General features: G+C 59.9%; 19 protein-coding genes. 11 read left to right on the plus strand and 8 right to left on the minus strand.

Annotated features, from left to right (window positions below):
• The first annotated feature begins 51 nt into the window (after positions 1–51).
• Genes tsaE through trxA form a run of 6 tightly spaced genes read left to right on the plus strand, consistent with a single transcriptional unit; the run spans position 52 to position 8,886 of the window.
• Positions 52–525: a tRNA (adenosine(37)-N6)-threonylcarbamoyltransferase complex ATPase subunit type 1 TsaE gene (tsaE, locus tag AC1965_RS00220; protein ID WP_483885302.1), complete on the plus strand. Its 474-nt coding sequence runs from the start codon at positions 52–54 to the stop codon at positions 523–525.
• Positions 522–1,532: an aminoglycoside phosphotransferase family protein gene (locus tag AC1965_RS00225; RefSeq protein WP_483887085.1), complete on the plus strand. Its 1,011-nt coding sequence runs from the start codon at positions 522–524 to the stop codon at positions 1,530–1,532. The genes tsaE and AC1965_RS00225 overlap by 4 nt, the downstream gene beginning before the upstream one ends.
• Positions 1,508–2,200, plus strand: a complete 693-nt coding sequence (locus AC1965_RS00230; protein WP_483885303.1) for a nucleotidyltransferase family protein — start codon at positions 1,508–1,510, stop codon at positions 2,198–2,200. The genes AC1965_RS00225 and AC1965_RS00230 overlap by 25 nt, the downstream gene beginning before the upstream one ends.
• Entirely contained in the window at positions 2,193–5,150 is a 2,958-nt protein-coding gene (addB, locus tag AC1965_RS00235) for a double-strand break repair protein AddB (protein ID WP_483885304.1), read from the plus strand. The genes AC1965_RS00230 and addB overlap by 8 nt, the downstream gene beginning before the upstream one ends.
• Positions 5,147–8,527: a double-strand break repair helicase AddA gene (addA, locus tag AC1965_RS00240; protein WP_483885305.1), complete on the plus strand. Its 3,381-nt coding sequence runs from the start codon at positions 5,147–5,149 to the stop codon at positions 8,525–8,527. Before addB ends, addA begins: the two co-directional genes overlap by 4 nt.
• A 38-nt stretch (positions 8,528–8,565) precedes the next feature.
• The gene (gene trxA, locus AC1965_RS00245; protein ID WP_483885306.1) at positions 8,566–8,886 is read left to right on the plus strand and encodes a thioredoxin; all 321 of its coding nucleotides are present in this window, start codon (positions 8,566–8,568) and stop codon (positions 8,884–8,886) included.
• 50 nt (positions 8,887–8,936) lie between these two features.
• Here the strand turns inward: trxA and AC1965_RS00250 are convergent, their stop codons facing one another.
• Positions 8,937–9,848 (minus strand): hypothetical protein, encoded by a 912-nt coding sequence (locus AC1965_RS00250; protein WP_483885307.1) that lies wholly within the window; start codon positions 9,846–9,848, stop codon positions 8,937–8,939.
• Between the two features lie 102 nt (positions 9,849–9,950).
• On the opposite strand from AC1965_RS00250, the gene hslV reads away from it, so the two are divergent.
• The 3 genes from hslV to AC1965_RS00265 are packed head-to-tail and all read left to right on the plus strand — an operon-like array spanning position 9,951 to position 13,067.
• Positions 9,951–10,511 (plus strand): ATP-dependent protease subunit HslV, encoded by a 561-nt coding sequence (gene hslV, locus AC1965_RS00255; protein WP_483885308.1) that lies wholly within the window; start codon positions 9,951–9,953, stop codon positions 10,509–10,511.
• Positions 10,508–11,815 (plus strand): ATP-dependent protease ATPase subunit HslU, encoded by a 1,308-nt coding sequence (hslU, locus tag AC1965_RS00260; protein WP_483885309.1) that lies wholly within the window; start codon positions 10,508–10,510, stop codon positions 11,813–11,815. Before hslV ends, hslU begins: the two co-directional genes overlap by 4 nt.
• Before the next feature lie 37 nt (positions 11,816–11,852).
• Complete coding sequence (locus AC1965_RS00265) at positions 11,853–13,067, plus strand: MFS transporter (RefSeq protein WP_483885310.1); 1,215 nt, start codon at positions 11,853–11,855, stop codon at positions 13,065–13,067.
• Here the strand turns inward: AC1965_RS00265 and AC1965_RS00270 are convergent.
• From AC1965_RS00270 to AC1965_RS00280, 3 genes are read right to left on the minus strand one after another with little or no spacing between them, the layout of a single operon-like run.
• Entirely contained in the window at positions 13,064–13,645 is a 582-nt protein-coding gene (locus AC1965_RS00270) for a Smr/MutS family protein (protein ID WP_483885311.1), read from the minus strand. The genes AC1965_RS00265 and AC1965_RS00270 overlap by 4 nt on opposite strands.
• A complete protein-coding gene (gene mltA / locus AC1965_RS00275) occupies positions 13,642–14,634 on the minus strand; it encodes a murein transglycosylase A (RefSeq protein WP_483885312.1) in 993 nt (330 codons plus the stop codon). Before mltA ends, AC1965_RS00270 begins: the two co-directional genes overlap by 4 nt.
• A 38-nt stretch (positions 14,635–14,672) precedes the next feature.
• Complete coding sequence (locus AC1965_RS00280) at positions 14,673–15,329, minus strand: Tim44/TimA family putative adaptor protein (RefSeq protein WP_483885313.1); 657 nt, start codon at positions 15,327–15,329, stop codon at positions 14,673–14,675.
• Positions 15,330–15,433: 104 nt separating this feature from the next.
• Between AC1965_RS00280 and AC1965_RS00285 the strand changes: the two genes are divergently transcribed.
• Positions 15,434–15,913, plus strand: coding sequence for an FxsA family protein (locus AC1965_RS00285; RefSeq protein ID WP_483885314.1), 480 nt, complete (start codon positions 15,434–15,436; stop codon positions 15,911–15,913).
• 61 nt (positions 15,914–15,974) lie between these two features.
• Positions 15,975–16,457, plus strand: coding sequence for a protein-export chaperone SecB (gene secB / locus AC1965_RS00290; protein WP_483885315.1), 483 nt, complete (start codon positions 15,975–15,977; stop codon positions 16,455–16,457).
• Here secB and dnaQ read toward each other — a convergent pair.
• From dnaQ to AC1965_RS00310, 4 genes are read right to left on the minus strand one after another with little or no spacing between them, the layout of a single operon-like run.
• Positions 16,454–17,137, minus strand: a complete 684-nt coding sequence (gene dnaQ / locus AC1965_RS00295) for a DNA polymerase III subunit epsilon (protein WP_483885316.1) — start codon at positions 17,135–17,137, stop codon at positions 16,454–16,456. The genes secB and dnaQ overlap by 4 nt on opposite strands.
• Positions 17,130–17,720, minus strand: coding sequence for a dephospho-CoA kinase (coaE, locus tag AC1965_RS00300; protein WP_483885317.1), 591 nt, complete (start codon positions 17,718–17,720; stop codon positions 17,130–17,132). Before coaE ends, dnaQ begins: the two co-directional genes overlap by 8 nt.
• On the minus strand, positions 17,720–18,553 hold the full coding sequence (locus tag AC1965_RS00305) for a shikimate dehydrogenase (RefSeq protein WP_483885318.1): 834 nt from the start codon (positions 18,551–18,553) through the stop codon (positions 17,720–17,722). The genes coaE and AC1965_RS00305 overlap by 1 nt, the downstream gene beginning before the upstream one ends.
• Positions 18,550–19,149: a Maf family protein gene (locus tag AC1965_RS00310; protein WP_483885319.1), complete on the minus strand. Its 600-nt coding sequence runs from the start codon at positions 19,147–19,149 to the stop codon at positions 18,550–18,552. Before AC1965_RS00310 ends, AC1965_RS00305 begins: the two co-directional genes overlap by 4 nt.
• Between the last annotated feature and the right edge of the window lie 111 nt (positions 19,150–19,260).

Here is a 19,260-nt window from a genome sequence, read left to right on the forward strand (position 1 = left end):
AACACCCGGATTGAACTTGCGGTTGACCGTGGTCACGGTAAGCATGGCGCCATGGCCGCCCAACGCTTTTCCATCACGCTGACCAGCCCCGACGACACCGCCCAGCGCGCCGCCCAACTGGGTCGGCAGTTGCAGGCCGGCGACGTGATCCTGCTGCACGGTGATGTAGGTGCAGGAAAAACCCACTTTGCCCGCGCGCTGATACAATCTCTGCTCTCTGCCCCCGAAGACGTGCCATCGCCAACCTTTACGCTGGTACAGACCTACCGCGCCGCCGATGTCGATATCTGGCATGCCGATCTGTATCGGCTGACCTCAACCTACGAGGTCGAAGAGCTTGGACTGGTCGATGCCTTCTCAGACGCGATCTGTCTTGTCGAATGGCCCGACAGGCTGGGCGATCTTGCCCCCAAATCCGCGCTGACGCTATATCTCGAGGCCGGCCCTACCGACGACGCGCGCATTCTGACCGCGCGCTGGCAGGTCCCGTCTTGGGAAGGCAAACTGGCGATGTGGCAGATATGACCGACCGCAGCAAACAGATCGACGCATTTTTGCATAGCGCCGGCTGGTCAGGCGCCCAGCGCGCGTTATTGGCAGGGGATGCGTCAAACCGCCGGTACGACAGGCTGCGCCGGGGCAATGGCGATGGCGCAATCCTCATGGATGCCCCGCCCGATCGCGGCGAAGATGTGCGGCCCTTTATCCGCATCGCGCAGCATCTGACAAAATCAGGCTTCAGCGCACCGCAGATTTATCACGCCGATCCCGACACCGGCCTGCTGCTGATCGAAGATCTGGGCGATGGGCTGTTCGCCCGCCTGATGACACAGGCACCTGACCGCACCATCGAATTATACACTGCCGCCGCGGATTTTCTGACAGCGCTGCACCGCGCGCCGACGTTGGCCTTGCCGATCTGCGATGCCAACTGGCTTGCAGAGGCGACCACCCCCGCCTTTGACTGGTACGCCCCAGATGCCGACACGACCCAGATTGAGACGTTCCGCAGCAAATTTCATCCGCTCGCCGCAGGGCTTGATGAGATCGAGAAAGTAATCATCCTGCGCGACTTTCACGCCGAAAACCTGCTCTGGCTCGGTGACCGGAGCGGCACAGCACAGGTCGGCGTCCTTGATTTTCAGGACGCGCTGTTGGGTCATCCGGCCTACGATCTGGTCTCTATCCTGCAAGACGCGCGGCGCGATGTACCACCAGCAATCGAAAGCGCGATGATTGACCACTATCTCGCACAGACAGGACGCGCGCCGCGACAGTTTCGATCCGCCTATGCGCTGCTGGGCGCACAGCGCAACCTGCGCATTCTCGGCATCTTTGCCCGGCTTTGCCTGCGCGACGGCAAGGCGCATTACGTCGATCTTATCCCGCGGGTCTGGGGCTATCTGGTGCGCAATTTGCAACACCCCGACCTGCACGACATCGCGACGCTCATTACCGATATTCTGCCCGCGCCCACCCCCGATTTTCTGGAGCACCTGAAACGCCAATGTCCAAATCCCCCGAGGCCATAATGATGTTCGCGGCCGGGTTTGGCACGCGTATGAAACATCTGACCCAGACGCAGCCAAAGCCGATGATCAAGGTTGCCGGCAGGCCATTGATTGATCACGCCCTGACCCTCGCGCTGGCCGCCCGGCCCGCCCGCATCGTGGCCAACCTACATTACAAACCCGAGGCACTGGCGCGCCACCTCGAAGCGCAGGGCGTCCAGACCATCATTGAACGGCCCGATATTCTGGAAACCGGCGGCGGCCTGCGTAATGCCCTGCCGTTGTTGGGGGCGGGGCCGGTTTATACCATGAACACCGATGCAATCTGGCGCGGGCCCAATCCATTGCACCTGCTGCAAGACGCCTGGCGGAGCGACGACATGGATGCCTTGCTGATTGGTATTCCGCCCGAACATGCCATTGGCCACATGGGCGCCGGCGATTTCACCATTGCCGACGACGGACGGTTGCAGCGCGGTCCGGGCCTCATCTATGGTGGGGTCCAGATTATAAAAACGGACATGTTGACGCAGATCGACGCCGAAAAATTTTCATTAAACCTGTTGTGGGACAAGATGCTGGAACAAAACAGGCTTTATGGGCTGACTTATCCCGGCCAGTGGTGTGATGTCGGCCATCCGGGTGGCATCGCCCAAGCCGAAGCGCTGCTGGCGACACCTGATGTTTGACGCACAGGATCAGGCACGGGTTTTTGGCCTTGCACCGGGCGTTGATTTTCCGCGCGCGCTGGTGCGCGGGCTGCAAGAGCGGCTTGAGGGCCAGCCGCCCGACGCGATGGCGCGGGTCGAGTTGATTGTGAACACCACGCGCATGGCGCGCCGCCTGCGCGACGTATTTGACACTGGCGCGCCGGGGTTTCTGCCACGCATCAGGCTGATCACCGATCTTGACCCGCTATTGCCTGCCGAAACCCTGCCCGCCGCCACGCCGCCCCTGAAACGACGGCTGGAACTCATACAACTGGTATCGTCGCTGTTAGACGCCTCGCCCGACCTTGCGCCGCGCGCCTCGCTTTATGCGCTGTCTGATTCCTTGGCCGCGCTGATCGACGAAATGCAGGGCGAGGGTGTGTCGGCACAGGCCATCGCTGATCTGGATGTCGGTCACCTGTCGGCGCATTGGGACCGGGCAAAGCGGTTCCTGGAAATCGCGCACCACTATCTCGAGCAGACCACAACGCGGCCCGACGCCGAGGCGCGGCGGCGGCGATTGGTGTCACGGATCATCGCAAATTGGCATGAAAATCCACCACAGCATCCTGTGCTTCTGGCCGGCTCTACCGGGTCACGCGGCACAACGTCGCTGCTGATGCAGGCGGTCGCGTGCCTGCCGCAGGGTGCTGCAATTCTGCCCGGTTTCGACTTTGACATGCCCACCGCCGTCTGGGCCGAACTGGATCAGGCGCTGCTGTCCGAAGACCACCCGCAATACCGGTTTCGCCACCTGATGCGCGCGCTTGACCTGCCCCGCAGCGCGGTCACCGAATGGACGACCACGGCGCCCCCGTCGGCGCACCGCAATGCGCTGGTGTCACTGTCGCTGCGCCCTGCCCCCGTCACCCATGCCTGGCTAAGCGATGGTCCCAAACTGCAAGCGCTCGGCGCGGCCACCGCCGACATCACATTGGTCGAAGCACCCACACCCCGCGTCGAAGCCTTGGCCATCGCGCTGCGCCTGCGCAAAGCGGTCGAAGAAGGCAAAAAGGCCGCGTTGATCACCCCGGACCGGATGTTGTCGCGGCAGGTCACCGCCGCATTGGACCGCTGGAACATCTTGCCCGACGACAGTGCGGGTACGCCGCTGCATCTGTCGCCTCCGGGTCGATTCCTGCGCCATGTCGCAGGGCTTTTTGTGCGCAAGTTGGATGCCGAGGCGCTGCTGACACTGCTAAAACACCCGCTCACCCACAGCGGGCAGGACCGCAATCTGCACCAATTGAACACCCAACGGCTAGAAGCACAGATACGTAAACAGGGGTTGCCCTACCCGACGGCCGACGGCGTGTTGAAACTCGCCGCCAAAGCGGCTGCGAAGTTGGAAAACGCCACCCAGTTTCTGGCCTGGGCCGACTGGGTCGCGCTAACATTTACTGGCCGCGATTCTCCCGGTCCGCGCGCCCTTGCTGATTGCGTCCAACGGCATCTCGACCTTGCCAATATGATCGCTATGGGTGCCGTTCCCGCGCCGCTGCACCAACTTTGGCAGCTCAACTCTGGGGCCTCTGCCGAAAAGGTCATGACCGATCTGGCCGAACATGCACCGTCTGGAGGCGAGATGACGGCGTCGGATTACGCCGATCTGATGGGGGCGCTGCTGTCGCAAGGCGAAGTGCGCGACCGCGATGCGCCACGCCCCGATATCATGATATGGGGCACGCTGGAGGCGCGCGTTCAGGGCGCAGATTTGGTCATCCTTGGCGGGCTGAACGAAGGCACCTGGCCCGAGGCGCCGCCGCCCGATCCCTGGCTTAACAGGCAGATGCGGCTGGACGCGGGGCTGCTGTTGCCCGAACGCCGGATCGGTCTGTCGGCACATGATTTTCAGCAGGCCATCGCCAGCCCCGAGGTATGGATGACCCGCGCCATCCGCTCGGACGAGGCGGAACTGGTGCCCTCGCGCTGGTTGAACCGGTTAAGCAACCTGATGAAGGGCCTACCAGACAGCGGCGGGCCGCAAGCCTGGCACCAGATGCAGGCGCGCGGGGATACATGGCTGGCTCAGGTGCGCGCGTTAGAGGCAGTGGAACGCAGCGCCCCTGCCCCGCGTCCCTCTCCTCGGCCCCCTCGGGGCGCACGGCCCCACGCCCTGTCCGTGACCGAGATCAAAACCCTGATCCGCGATCCCTACGCGATCTATGCCAAACACACTCTGAAACTGCGCCCGATCAACCCGCTGGTGCAGTCGCCCGATGCGCCCGTGCGGGGCGTTATCCTGCATCAGATCATGGAGGATTTCGTCAAAGCCGTTGCTGCTGACCCCGATGCCCTGACGCGCGAGGTGCTTATGGCGACCGCCGCCCGCGTGCTCGAAGACGATGCGCCTTGGCCTGCCGCGCGCGCGATCTGGCTCGCACGCATTGAACGCATCGCGGATTGGTTCATCGGACAGGAACAGGCCCGCGCCGCGTTTTCCAGACCGGTGGCCTTTGAAATGGGCGCGCGCGGCGTGCATGTCTTTCCCGACCTTGGCTTCACGCTCAAGGGTTTTGCCGACCGGATCGACCGCAGCGATAGCGGCGATGCGCTGATCTATGACTACAAGACCGGCACGCCCCCCAGCAAGAAACAGCAGCGGCTGTTTGATAAGCAGTTGCTGATCGAGGCGGCGATGGTCGAGGAGGGCGGTTTTACCGAAGTTGGCATTGCCCATGTTGCCCATGCTGCGTTTATCGGACTGGGGGCGAAACCCGTCGAAATTCCCGCCCCCCTGACCGAGGAACCGCCCCAGGACGTTTTGTCCGGGCTGCACGAATTGATCAGCAAATACCTTGACCCCGCGCAGGGATTCACCGCACGGCGGATCGTAGAAACCGACGGGTTCGCAGGCGCATATGACCAATTGGCGCGGTTTGGCGAATGGGATGGCACCACTGACCCCACGCCGGAGGATATGACATGACCCGGCACTTTGACGATGCAACGCGGGCCCAGATCGACGCGGCGCGCCCAGACGCCTCTACTTGGCTGACGGCGAACGCGGGCTCTGGCAAAACACGCGTGCTGACCGACCGGGTCGCGCGGCTGCTACTGGACGACGTGCAACCGCAGCACATTCTTTGCCTGACGTATACCAAGGCCGCCGCGTCAGAGATGCAGAACCGGCTGTTCAAGCGTTTGGGCGAATGGGCCATGCTGAAGGACGAACAGCTACGCAATGCCTTGGCCGATCTGGGGGTCGAGGGCGCGCTGACGCCAGATCACCTGCGCAATGCCCGTACGCTGTTTGCCCGCGCTATCGAAACGCCCGGCGGGCTGAAGATCCAGACCATCCATTCCTTCTGCGCCGCCCTCTTGCGCCGCTTCCCGCTTGAGGCACAGGTCTCTCCTCAATTCACCGAAATCGAAGATCGTGCCGCCGATCTGCTGCGCGCCGAGATCGTGGACAGCATGGCCGAAGATGCCGACGCCCCGCTGATTGCCGATGTCGCGCGGCATTATTCCGGCGAGGATTTTTCCAGTCTTACCCGCAGCATCGTATCCCAGCGCGACGGATTTGCGGCGGAACTGGCGTGGCCTGATATCCTCGCCCTGTTCGATCAACCTGACACCTTGTCAGAAGACGCAATCGAAAAATCCGTCTTTCTGGGCAGTGAGGCGGCAATTCTAGCCGATATCATCCCGCATCTGATCGCCAAGGGCGGCAACGATCAAAAGGCCGGTCTGGCGTTGCAAGCCATTGATAATTTGGACATCTCCGCCCTGCCCCAGCTAGAAAACGTGTTTTTGACGGGCGCCGGCGCGAAACAACCCTTTACCGCGAAAATTGCAAGCTTTCCGACCAAGCCGACGCAGGCAATCATCGCCGACAGGTTGCCCCAGCTTGATCAGTGGATGCAGCGGGTCGAAGACGCCCGCGAGGCACGGCTGGCGCTCAAGGCTGCGCGCAAGACCCATGTCCTGCATCGGTTTTCCCAGATTTTTCTTGCCCGATACGCGCTGGAAAAGCAGAGACGCGGCTGGCTGGATTTTGATGATCTGATCCTCAAGGCACGCGCCCTGCTGACCGACCGCGCGGTGGCGGCCTGGGTTTTGTACCGGATCGACGGCGGCATTGACCACATTCTGGTGGACGAGGCGCAGGACACGTCGCCGCGGCAATGGGATGTGATCGAACGTCTGACCGATGAATTCTACAGCGGCTCTGGCGCGCCGCGCGATGTGGATCGGACGCTGTTTGTCGTCGGGGACAAAAAACAGTCGATCTATTCCTTCCAGGGGGCCGACCCAGAAGAGCTGGATCGCAAGGCGGTGTCCTTTTCGCAAAAGATTTCAGACGCGGGCAAGGCGTTTCAGCGCCGCAGCCTTGAGTATTCCTTCCGGTCGTCCAGCGCTATCCTGCGGGCTGTCGATACGGTGTTTGATCCCCACGTCCGCCCCGGTTTCGACAACGACGCGCAGCACAAGGCGTTCAAGGACCAACTTCCGGGCCGCGTCGATCTGTGGCCTGTCGTCCAAAAAGCGGCCGCTGATGACGAAGGCGACTGGACCGATCCGGTGGACCGGCGCAGCGCGCGGCATCACACTGTGCTGCTGGCCGAACAGATTGCCCAGCGCATCAAGACCCTGACCACCCAAGAACACTTTATCCCCGATGACAGCATCCTGCCGGGCAAAATGGCGAAACGGCGCATACAGCCGGGGGATTTCCTGATCCTAGTTCAGCGCCGATCGTCCCTGTTTTCCGAGATCATTCGCGCCTGCAAGGCGGCCAAGCTGCCAATCGCGGGCGCGGATCGGTTAAAGGTTGGTGCGGAACTGGCAGTGCGCGATCTGGCTGCAATCCTGTCATTTCTTGCCACCCCGGACGACGATCTGTCGCTGGCAACGGCGTTAAAATCACCGCTGATGGGATGGGGCGAACGTGCGCTGTTTGAACTTGCCCATAACCGGACAGAAACTCACCTCTGGCAAGCTTTGCGGCTGCGCGACAAGGATTACCCCGAGACGATCGCCATGCTGCACGATCTGCGCGGGCAGGTCGATTTCCTGCGCCCATTCGACCTGATCGAGCGCATCCTGACGCGCCACGATGGCCGACGCAAACTGTTATCCCGCCTTGGGCCCGAAGCCGAAGACGGCATAAATGCGATGCTGAGCCAAGCGCTTGCCTATGAGCGCGGGGCGGTCCCCAGCCTGACGGGTTTCCTGCAATGGATGCAGACAGACGACCTTGAGATCAAACGTCAGATCGACAGCGCGTCAAACCAGATACGTGTGATGACAGTGCATGGCGCCAAGGGGTTGGAAGCCCCCATCGTGATCCTGCCCGACACCGGGCGGCGCGATGTGACGATCAAGGATGAGATCATCAAGATGGGCGATGTGCCTGTCTGGAAATCCACAGCCGACGAAATGCCCCAGATGATGCGCGAAACCACCGACGCGATGAAGGAGGCCGCGCAGCAGGAACGGCTTCGCCTTTTCTATGTCGCTATGACACGGGCGGAAAAGTGGTTGATCGTGGCTGCCGCGGGGGATCTGTCGAACGATGGCTCTTCCTGGCATCAGATCGCCGGTGCGGCCCTGGGGCACATCAACGCCATACCCATTGACGATGACGGCACGCTAAGGTTCGAAGAAGGTGACTGGGATGCGCCAGAGCAAGCCACTACCACGGAAACTTCGCACGAAATGCCCGCTTTAGAGCCTGTTTTCGTAGCACCCGCACCCCCCTCCCAGCCTGCCGCAAAAACCCTGTCACCCTCTGATCTGGGCGGGGCCAAGGCCTTGCCGGGCGAAGCGGGTGCCGACTTGGAAAGCGCAAAGTCCTACGGCACGTTGGTTCATCTTTTGCTGGAACAACTGCCGGGGCTGAATGACCTCGCACAGCGTCAACGCATTGATCTGATCGGCGCCGAATACCCTCCCGAGGTTCTGGCGCGGGCCGAGATGGAGGCGACAAAGGTCCTTAACGCTCCTGCCCTTACCGAGGTATTTTCCGCCGCAGCACTGGCCGAAGTTCCGGTGTCGGCCCCTTTTGGCGTGCATCGACTGCACGGCACCATCGACCGCCTGTTGATCCGCGAAGATCATATTCTTGCTGTTGATTTTAAGACCAATCGCGTGGTGCCATGTAGCGCCGCCGCCTGCCCCGACGGATTGTTACGGCAGATGGGCGCCTATGCGCATGTACTGGCGCAAATTTATCCGACCCACCGGATCGACACCGCAATCCTGTGGACAGCAACCCAGCAGTTGATGGTGTTGCCCCACGATATCGTGACAAACGCGCTGGACGGCCCGCCATATCTTGACGTTAGCGTCCCGCGTTCCTAGGTTCATACCTCAAACCCTATTCCTGTCAGGAGAGCATCATGGCCACCGTCGCAGTTACCGACGACACTTTCGACGCCGAAGTCAAAAATTCCGATATCCCCGTTCTGGTGGATTTCTGGGCCGAGTGGTGTGGCCCATGCAAGCAGATCGGCCCGTCGCTGGAAGAATTGTCGGCGGAGTACGACGGCAAGGTCAAGATCGTCAAAGTCAATGTTGACGAAAACCCGAATTCACCCGCTCAGGTCGGTGTGCGCGGCATCCCAGCGCTGTTTATCTTTAAGAACGGTCAGGTTGTATCTAACCTTGCGGGCGCGCGTCCCAAGGCGGCACTGGCAAGCTGGATCGAAGAATCTATCTGATACTTCAGTAGCTTACTGAAGCTAAAGGCGTCCAGTTTGGGCGCCTTTTTTCATACCGGCCAACCAAAGCGCCGCAGCCTCGCCGCGATCTTGGCCTGTGCATCCGGGCGCCCGGCGTTGATGGATTGGTCCTGCCAGAACCACCACAAATATGCCGCGAAGTCGGGCCGGTGGGCAGATACGGCGCTAAAACACGCGCTCAGATTGTTCATATCTGCTGTGATGGCGATATGGTGAAAGTCGATGTCGGCAAAAAGCATCGCAGCCTTGCCAAAGAAATACCCGCTGAAGGCAACGGCAGAATTCTGTGTCACGACGAAATCGCAATCTTGCAGCAGCTTCGCCATGCCCCCGGTCTGAATGCTGAGCCTAGGATCACGGCGGGCCAAATGATCTAGCGCGGCCAGTTCCGATGCCGAATAGGTCTCTTTAGGGTGCAGCCCGGCAATAACCTGACGCCCCGCCGCGTGTTCAAGCGTCACCTCAAGCATCCGCAACGGTGAACAGCGTTGAAATGATCGGTGCTGTGCCAGTCGACTTTGTAAGGGAACATAGATGTAGCCGCCGCGTACCGCCTTTGATGGCCCTATGTCGAACAGACGCTTTTGCCAAAATCCATAGAATTGCTGCGCAACGGTCGGGTCCACGGTTTCGGGATCAAAGACCGCCTTTGCGACGTCCCAACGCCAACGCTCTGAAACCGTCTCAATCTGCCAGAAAGGATAGTGATAGACGCGGCGAAATATCAGCCCCTTATCACCTGCGGGCGGTGACATATGAGTCAGGGAAAGGTGAGATTTACCATACCCGCCACCTTCTTCGGGGATATCCGCATATTCGACCCTAAACCCGGCATTTTCTAACACTTCGGCAACCTTGGCGATGAAATTATGCGTTCCCGCCTCGGCGCTTTTGCGCAGATCGGGTTCCAGATAGAAGCACATGCCGGGCTGGTCATTCATACTGGGCAGGCTACCGCGCAGTCCCGCCCCCCACAAGCGGCACTGCCCTTGTACCACTGTCGCATGGGGGCCATATAGGACGCCAAGCGACAGGAGGCCCGGATGGCAAAGAATGACGATTTCCCCGGATGGCACGGGACCACAATCATCGGCGTTAAAAAAGGCGGTGAAGTGGTGATTGCCGGTGATGGGCAGGTCAGCCTGGGCCAGACCGTGATCAAGGGCAGCGCTCGCAAGGTGCGCAAGCTTAGTCCCGGCGGCTATGACGTGGTCGCAGGCTTTGCCGGGTCGACCGCCGATGCCTTTACCCTACTGGAACGGCTTGAGGTCAAGCTGGAGGCGACACCGGGGCAGTTGGCGCGCGCCAGCGTCGAGCTGGCCAAGGACTGGCGCACTGACAAATACCTGCAAAAGCTTGAGGCGATGCTGATTGTCACCGATGGTGCGGATATTTTCGTGATCACCGGAGCGGGCGATGTACTGGAACCTGAACATGATGTCGCAGCGATCGGATCGGGCGGCAACTACGCACTGGCCGCCGCACGCGGCATGATGGACAGCGACCGCGACGCCGAAGCCGTTGCCCGCGCCGCCATGGCGATTGCGGCAGACATCTGCGTCTACACCAACGGCAACCTGACCGTGGAGAAAATCAGCAAATGACCGACCTGACCCCCCGCGAAATCGTATCCGAGTTGGACCGCTATATCATCGGGCAAAAGGACGCAAAACGCGCCGTGGCCGTGGCGCTGCGCAACCGTTGGCGGCGCAAACAGCTAGCCGATGATCTGCGCGATGAGGTCTATCCGAAAAACATCCTCATGATTGGGCCCACCGGCGTCGGCAAGACTGAGATCAGCCGCCGTTTGGCCAAACTGGCCCGTGCGCCGTTTCTCAAGGTCGAGGCGACCAAATTTACCGAAGTCGGCTATGTCGGCCGCGATGTGGAGCAGATCATCCGTGATCTGCTCGATGGCGCCATCGCCATGACCCGCGACTTCATGCGCGAAGACGTCAAGACCAAGGCCCAGCACGCCGCCGAAGAGCGTGTGATCGACGCCATCGCCGGCACTGATGCCCGCGATGGCACCCGCGAAATGTTTCGTAAAAAGCTTCGCTCGGGTGAATTGGACGGTACGATGATCGACGTCGAGATATCCGACACGTCCAACCCGTTGCAAATGATGGATATTCCTGGCCAGCCGGGTGGTGGCATGGGGATGATGAACCTTGGCGACCTGTTCGGCAAAGCCATGGGGGGCCGCAAGACGAAAAAGCGGCTGAGCGTGGCCGACAGCCATGACATTCTGCTGAGCGAAGAGGCCGATAATCTGCTGGATGACGAAGCTGTTCACCGTGCCGCTATTGAAGCGGTCGAACAGAATGGCATCGTGTTTCTGGATGAGATCGACAAAGTCTGCGCCCGGTCCGACGCGCGCGGCGGCGATGTCAGCCGCGAAGGGGTACAGCGCGATTTGCTGCCTTTGATCGAAGGCACCGTGGTGTCGACCAAATATGGCCCGGTTAAAACCGACCACATCCTGTTCATCGCCTCGGGCGCCTTTCACATCGCAAAACCGTCGGACTTGTTGCCGGAATTGCAGGGGCGCTTGCCGATCCGCGTCGAACTGCGCGCCCTGACCGAAGAGGATTTTGTGCGCATTCTGACCGAAACAGACAACGCGCTGACGCTGCAATATACCGCACTGATGGGCACGGAAAACGTCACCGTCACCTTTACAGAAGACGGCATCGCGGCCTTGGCCAAGATCGCGGCAGATGTGAATACATCGGTCGAAAACATCGGCGCTCGGCGGCTTTATACCGTGATGGAACGGGTCTTTGAGGAGTTGTCCTTTTTCGCACCGGACCGGTCGGGCGAGGCAGTCGAGGTTAACGCAGACTTTGTTGAAGCCAATCTGGGCGAACTGACCCGCTCAACAGATTTAAGCCGCTACGTGCTTTAGGGCTTTCCTTTTTCCATGCCCCCGGTGAACTAGGGGCATGGACTATCTCAAGTTTCTGCACCGCAACTGGTTGTTTCTGCTGGCAGGCTTTCTGCTGACCTTTACGTCGTCCTACGGCCAGACCTATTTCATCTCGCTGTTCGCCGGTGAAATCAAAGCAGATTTTGGTCTGAGCGATGGCCAATGGGGTGGGATTTATACGATCGGGACAACGCTGTCTGCGGTAACGATGGTCTGGGCGGGTGTTCTTACCGACAGGTTTCGTGTGCGCGCGCTGGCGTTTGGGGTGATGGTGGCGCTGGCAGTGGCCTGTCTGGCGATGGCCGCCGTGCCAAATTGGATTCTGCTCATTCTTGTTATCTACGCCCTGCGTTTGACGGGGCAGGGCATGATGTCGCAACTTGGGGCTGTTGCCATGGTCCGCTGGTTCGAGGCATCGCGCGGCAAGGCACTTTCGTTGTCGTCGATGGGTTTCGCAGCCGGGCAGGCGTTCTTGCCGGTGATTTTTGTAGCGCTCTTTGCCAGCTTTCATTGGCGCAGCCTCTGGGTGCTGGCGGCGGTGCTGATTGTCCTGACCATTCCCTTTATCCAGTTGCTGCTACGGCAGGAACGTACGCCGCAGTCCATGGCCGACGACGCGCAACTTGTCGGCATGGATGGGCGGCATTGGACGCGGGGGCAAATGCTCCGCTCGGGGTTGTTTTTGCTCATGATCCCTCTGGTTGTTGGTCCGTCGGCCTGGGGCACCGCGCTGTTCTTTCAGCAGGTCCACCTGACCGAGGTCAAGGGATGGGAATTGGTCGCCTTTGTCGCCTTGATGCCAATCTATACGGTGGCCTCGGTGGTCTGCACCTTTGCTTCTGGTTGGGCGATCGACCGGTATGGGGTCAGCCGGGTTGTCCCTGTGCAGATGCTGCCCTTTGCGCTGTCTTTTGCCGTGCTGGCCTATGCCGAAACCCTATGGATGGCGGGGATCGGCCTGATTATTTTCGGCGCCGGGCAGGGGATGCAATCCACCGCACCTGCGGCGTTTTGGGCTGAGTATTTTGGCACGAGGCATCTGGGCGCAATCAAAGCTGTGGCGGCGGCGCTAATGGTTTTTGGGTCGGCCATTGGGCCGGGTATCACAGGGCTTTTCATTGACCTAGGTGTTGATTTTCCACAGCAAATGTTGCCGATCGCCGCGTATTTCGTGCTGGCCGCGCTATCCGCAAGTTATGCGATAAATCGCTATAAACCTCGGTTGGTTTAACGCTGGCGACGCAGGTAGACATAGTAGGCGCCACCGCCGCCATGGCTGATATGCGCCTGACTGATTTGCAGCACCAGCGCCGAAAGCGGCGGCATCGCCAGCCACTGTGGCACTTGATGGCGCAGGATGCCGTGGCGCACCGGAATAGGGCCACCTTCATCGCGGCGCTTGCCCTTGCCGGTGATGACCAGCACCAGACGTTTGCCGCGCGCGTGGGCGTCCATAATAAAACCGGTCAGCGCGGGATGTGCGCGGTCCAATGTCATGCCGTGCAAGTCGATCCGGCCCTCTGGTCGCAACTTGCCACGTTTGAGCCTGCCAAACGCCTTTTGGTCCATCTGAACCGGCGCGTGATTGATCTGGTCGGCCAACGCCGGGGCAAGGTTATGGCCACGCTTTTTCTCGGGCGCATTGGGCTTGCCGGCGATGGCGTTGCGCGCCTTGCGCAGGGCCGGGGCGGCGGGGGTCGGCGCGTCGATCTCAGGCGTAAAGAGGGTTTTCAGATCCAGTTTGTCCGTGCGGTCTGCCACCTTCCGCCACAATGCCAGGTCGTCTTCGTTCAGCCGCCGCCGTTTCACAACGCGCTTTCCGGCAGCATAGCATAGGCCCGCTGAATCGGCAGCAGCACCAGCATCCGGCCGGGATCACGCAGGCGGCCCGCGGCGCGCCCGGCCGCATCGCCCGTGCCGAAAAAAACATCAGCGCGCTGTGCGCCCTTGATCGCTGATCCAGTGTCTTGGGCAATCATCAGCCGTCGCATTGGCCCGTCGCCATCCTTTTCCAGCCACACCGGCGCACCTAGCGGCACATAGGACGGGTCGACCGCGACCGTACGCAAGGCCGTGACCGACCTGTTCATCGCGCCAAGCGGCCCCTTGTCAGCAGGTACTTTGCTGACCTCGCGAAAAAATACATAGGATGGATTGTGATACAGCAGCTCGCGCCCCTCGTCGGGGTTGCGCCGCACCCAGTTCTTGATCACATCGGCGCTGACCTGATGCGCTTCGTACACACCGCGCCGCACCAGTTCGACGCCGATAGAGCGATATTCATGTCCGTTAGCGCCGCGATAGCCTACGCGAATATAGCGACCGTCCGGCAGACGGATGCGTCCGGACCCTTGAATTTGCAGAAAGAAGAGCTCAACCGGGTCATCGACCCAGGCAATTTCCAACCCCCGCCCGTTCAACACATCGCCATCCAGAATCTCGCGGCGGCTCAACCAAGGCGACGCTTCCAGCGCTTCGGGTGGCATTGCGTAGACCGGGTAGCGGTAGCGCGACGAACGGTAGAGATCGCCCTCCAGCTCAGGTTCGAAATACCCAGTGAAAAGCGCGTCTTGTCCATCGTCGATCAACACCGGACGAAAGAAGAGTTCAAAAAACTGGCGTGGCTCGGGATTTTCGCCGGCGAATTTGCACAGCGCACGCCAGTCAATGTCTTTCATGTCGCGGCAGGTGCTTTGGAAAACCGCGAGGGCAGCGGCGTGATCATCCTTGTCCCAGCCATCAAGCTGATCGAATTCCATCACATCGATGTGCACATCTGCCGCAGCCGGAAGAGTCATGCCCATGACCCCCAGCAACGTGGCCGCGAGGGCACGGGTTACCCGTCTGTGGAAACCAACAGCCAATTCGGATCATCCGAGCCCATGATACGGGCAAAGACCCAAGTATCTTTTTGGCGTTTGATTTCTTTTGTGCTGCCTTCCACGATATCGCCACCCTTGTCGCGCACGGCTGATGTCAGCTCTGCCACGAAACGGATGGTGATTTCGGCCTCATTCGTATTGGTATCCATGGTCGCCTCGACCAGTTCCAATTCGCTGACACCGATAAAATTCGCCTCAATGGTCAGGCCCTGATCTTCGCGGGCGGCGACGCCATCAACAAAGCTTTCGTAGATATCGCCGGACAGGAACGGCTGAATCTCGGCCAGATCGCCGCGCTCGTACCCCATCAGGATCATCTCATAAGCGCCGCGGGCGCCTTGCAGGAAATCGCTGACGCCGAAAGAAGGCTCAATCCGCTTCATCTCGGCCAATGCCTTGGCGGATGGGCTGTCTTCGGGAACATGGTCGGTGATATCCAGATCGGGGCCGCCTTCGATCACCTCGAACGCCGGACCGCGCCGCGCGCTGGTCTGATCGGTTACAGGGGGTTTTTCAAAACCTTCGCGTGTACCCAATACGTTTTTCAGGCGCAGGATCAGGAATACGGCGATACCGGCAAGGACCAGAAGCTGTATCATGGGAGAATTCATCGAAACCTCATTCAGGGGAAGCATGGAAACATGCGTGTTAAGCCCTTATGTAGGTGCTTGACCGGGGCAAGTCCACTCTGCCCCAAGCGAAAGGACCCCTGCGCATGTGGCTATTGATCGCATTTATCGCCGTACCTCTGATCGAGATCACGCTTTTTATTCAGGTTGGCGGTGCCATCGGGCTAGGCTGGACCCTTGCTGTGGTGGTTTTGACGGCCATTCTGGGCACCTGGCTGGTGCGGTCGCAAGGGGCGATTGCCCTAGGCCAGTTGCGCACGTCTTTTTCTGACATGCGCGACCCGACAGAGCCGTTGGTGCATGGCGCGATGATCCTTTTTGCGGGCGCGCTGCTGCTGACGCCAGGTTTTTTTACTGACGCGGTTGGATTTGCGCTGCTGGTGCCGCAGTTACGACAGGCCGCGTATCGGGCGATACGCGCGCGGGTGCATGTACAGGGGTTCGGCACGCCCGGCACGCCGCAGGACCGGGCCGGGCCCCGCCCAGACGTAATCGAAGGTGACTATCATGAGGTGTCGCCAGACCAGGCGAAAGACAAAGGCCCATCAGGCTGGACTAAGCATTGAGCGGCGCGCGCCAAACTGCTAAGCCCGGCTGGATTTTATTTCAAGTTTAGGAAACCAGACTATGGCCGAAGCCGAAGCAACACCACCCGTCCAGCCGCAGATGCGCGTTCTGGGCCAGTTCATCCGCGATATGTCGTTCGAAAATATCATGGCACAAAAGGGCGCGCCGGCCGACGTGCAGCCCGACGTGCAGGTACAGGTCAATCTGGACGCCAAAAAGCGCAAAGATGACAACCAGTATGAAACCGCGATCAAACTGAACATTTCGTCCAAGTCCAAGGATGGCGGCACCACGCTGTTTCTTCTGGAAATCGACTATGTCGGCATTTTCCACATCGACAACGTGCCAGAAGAGCAGCTGCACCCCTTTCTGCTGATCGAATGTCCACGGATGATCTTCCCATTCCTGCGCCGCGTGGTCAGCGACGTTACCCGCGATGGCGGCTTCCCGCCACTGAACCTGGAAAATATCGACTTCCTGTCGCTGTACCGGAACGAAATTGCACGTCGTCAGGCGGAAAACCCGCCAAAAGCCGACGCTTAATTATTCCACAATGCGCCGTTGCCCAGTTTGCTGATAAACTCAGCGTGGGCAGCGGCTTCTTGCTCCGACATACGGCTGGGCAGGGGCGCGGGCCGTGGCGGCGGGCTCCATTTCGTGTCGACCTCGCCGGTATTCTGCTGTGGCTGTGTCGACAAGGCAAAATCAGGCTGACGACCGCCGATCAATTCCAGATAAACTTCAGCCAGAATTTCACTGTCGAGCAAGGCGCCGTGCAGGGTACGCGATGCGTTGTCGATGCCAAACCGTCGGCACAGTGCATCCAGCGAGGCCGGCGAGCCCGGAAACCGTTTGCGCGCAATCGCCAGCGTATCAAGTGCCTGTTCCCACGGGATCTGTGGCAACCCCATCCAACCCAACTCAGCATTCAGAAACTTGATATCAAAGGCGGCATTGTGAATGATCAGCTTAGAATCCCCAATAAAATCGACGAAAGCTTGGCCGATTTCCGCAAACTTCGGCTTGTCGCGCAGAAAATCATCGCCCAGTCCATGCACCTGAAACGCCTCGTCAGGCATGCTGCGTTCGGGGTTGATATATTGGTGATAGGTGTTGCCAGTGGCGACATGCCCCATCAATTCTACCGCCCCGATCTCGACAATCCGGTCGCCGCTTTGTGGATCAAAACCTGTCGTTTCGGTATCGAGCACGATTTCACGCATGGCGTAGTTTTTCCCTGATATCCTGGATTACCGCCTGCACTTGGGCGCGGGCATGTTCAAGAGTGTCGGTTTCTATCACGTAATCCGCACGGGCGCATTTCTCTTTTGCGGGCATCTGCTTGGCGCGTATCGCGTCAAACTGCGCCTCGGTCATTGTGCCGCGCGCCAATACGCGGTCGCGCTGCACCTGCGGCGGGATGATCACGCAGGCGACAGCATCCATATGGGCATCACCGCCAGTTTCATACAGCAGCGGGATATCCAGCACGGCGATATCTGCCGTGGCGTTGGCCAGAAAAGCGGCGCGGTCGGCGGCCACCAGTGGATGCACAATGGCCTCGATCTGGGGCAGGGCGGCAGGATCTGCGGCAATGATGGTTTTCAACACATCGCGTAACACTGCCCCGTTAGCCACAGCATTCGGAAAAGCGTCTGACATGGGCAACACAGCCCCGCCGCCCACCGCATAAAGCCTATGAACCGCCGCGTCCGCATCCCATACGGCACAGCCTGCATCCGCGAACATCTGCGCCGTGGTGGATTTACCCATGCCGATCGACCCGGTTAGCCCGAGATGGAACATCACCGCAACGCAGCGGCACGGGTGGCGCGATCGACCTCCGGGCGTTTGCCAAACCAACGCTCAAAAGCCGGCACCGCCTGATGCAGCAACATGCCCAAGCCGTCAACGGTGACACAGCCCATCTGCTCGGCCGTTTCCAGCAGCCGTGTCTTGAGCGGGGCATAAACCAGATCTGTCACCACGGTCTGAGGGCGCAAGCCGTCCAACGGCACCCGCAGTTCTCCTTTGCCGATCATCCCGAGTGATGTGGTGTTCACCACCAGATCAGCATAATCCAGCATATTTCCCGCCTGTACCCAATCGGTGATCTGCACCCGGCTGCCGAAATCGCGTTGCAACCGTTCGGCCCGCACGCGGGTTCTGTTTGACAGGTAAATCTCTGGCACGCCCGCATCCAGCAGCGACGCGATAACAGCCCGCGCTGCACCACCTGCGCCCAACACTGCCGCTGGCCCGGCTTTGGCCCGCCATCCCGGCGCGCCGGCTTTCAGGTTTTCAATAAACCCATAACCATCTGTATTATCGGCATGAATCTTGCCGTCTTTACGAAAGATCAGGGTGTTCGCTGCGCCAATCAACGTCGCGCGATCGGTCACCAGATCGGCAATCTCCAGCACCGCTTCCTTATGGGGAATCGTGATGTTGACCCCGACAAAACCCATCTTTGGCAGGGCACGCAGCACCTCGCGCAGATCGTCAGCCGCAACATCAATCGGAATATAACGCCCCGCAATGCCATAGGTCTTGAGCCAGTGACCGTGCACCTGTGGAGATTTGGAATGTGCAATCGGTGATCCGATCACGCCGGCAAGGGGAATTTTTGGCAGGCTCATGTTTCGAGGTCTCCGCGCAAAGTCAGATAGTTTAACAGCTCAAGAAATGGCATACCCAGCACGTGAAAGTAATCCCCTTCAATACTACTGAACAGACGCACACCCTCTTCCTCTAGTTTATAGCAGCCCACAGCGTGACGGATGCTGTCCCAGTTACGCGCCACATAATCGGCAATATAGCTGTCGCTTGCCTCGCGCATCCGCAAGCGTACCTGCCCCACATGACGCCAGATCGGTTTGCCATCCTCGCAGATCACCGCCGCTGACAGCAGGCTGTGTCGATCACCGCGCAGTTGTGAAAGCTGGGCAATCGCATCTTGCGCGTCAACGGGTTTTGAAAGCAGCGCACCGCGATGCTCCAACACCTGATCACATCCCAGCACCAAGGCACCGGGGTGCTTTTCGCTGATCTTGCGCGCCTTCATTTCTGCCAGCGTATCTGCTATATCGCGGGGCTTGGCAGCCTCGGCCAAAAGCGCTGTTGTGATCATCTCTTCGTCGATACGCGCCACGTCGACCACGTGATCGACGCCCGCCTGCGCCAGCAGTTGCCGACGGATTTCCGAACCAGAAGCAAGGATGAGTGGCTGAGGCATGTGGATAACCCTGTGTGGACCTTAAGGAAATCTTAAGGACTTGTTCTGCAAAATTCGCGTTGACAGCACAAGTCCGCAAAACCGGGCAACTTCCGCCCGGTTGCTCGCGAT

The organism is Sulfitobacter sp. KMM 9851 (assembly GCF_057178245.1).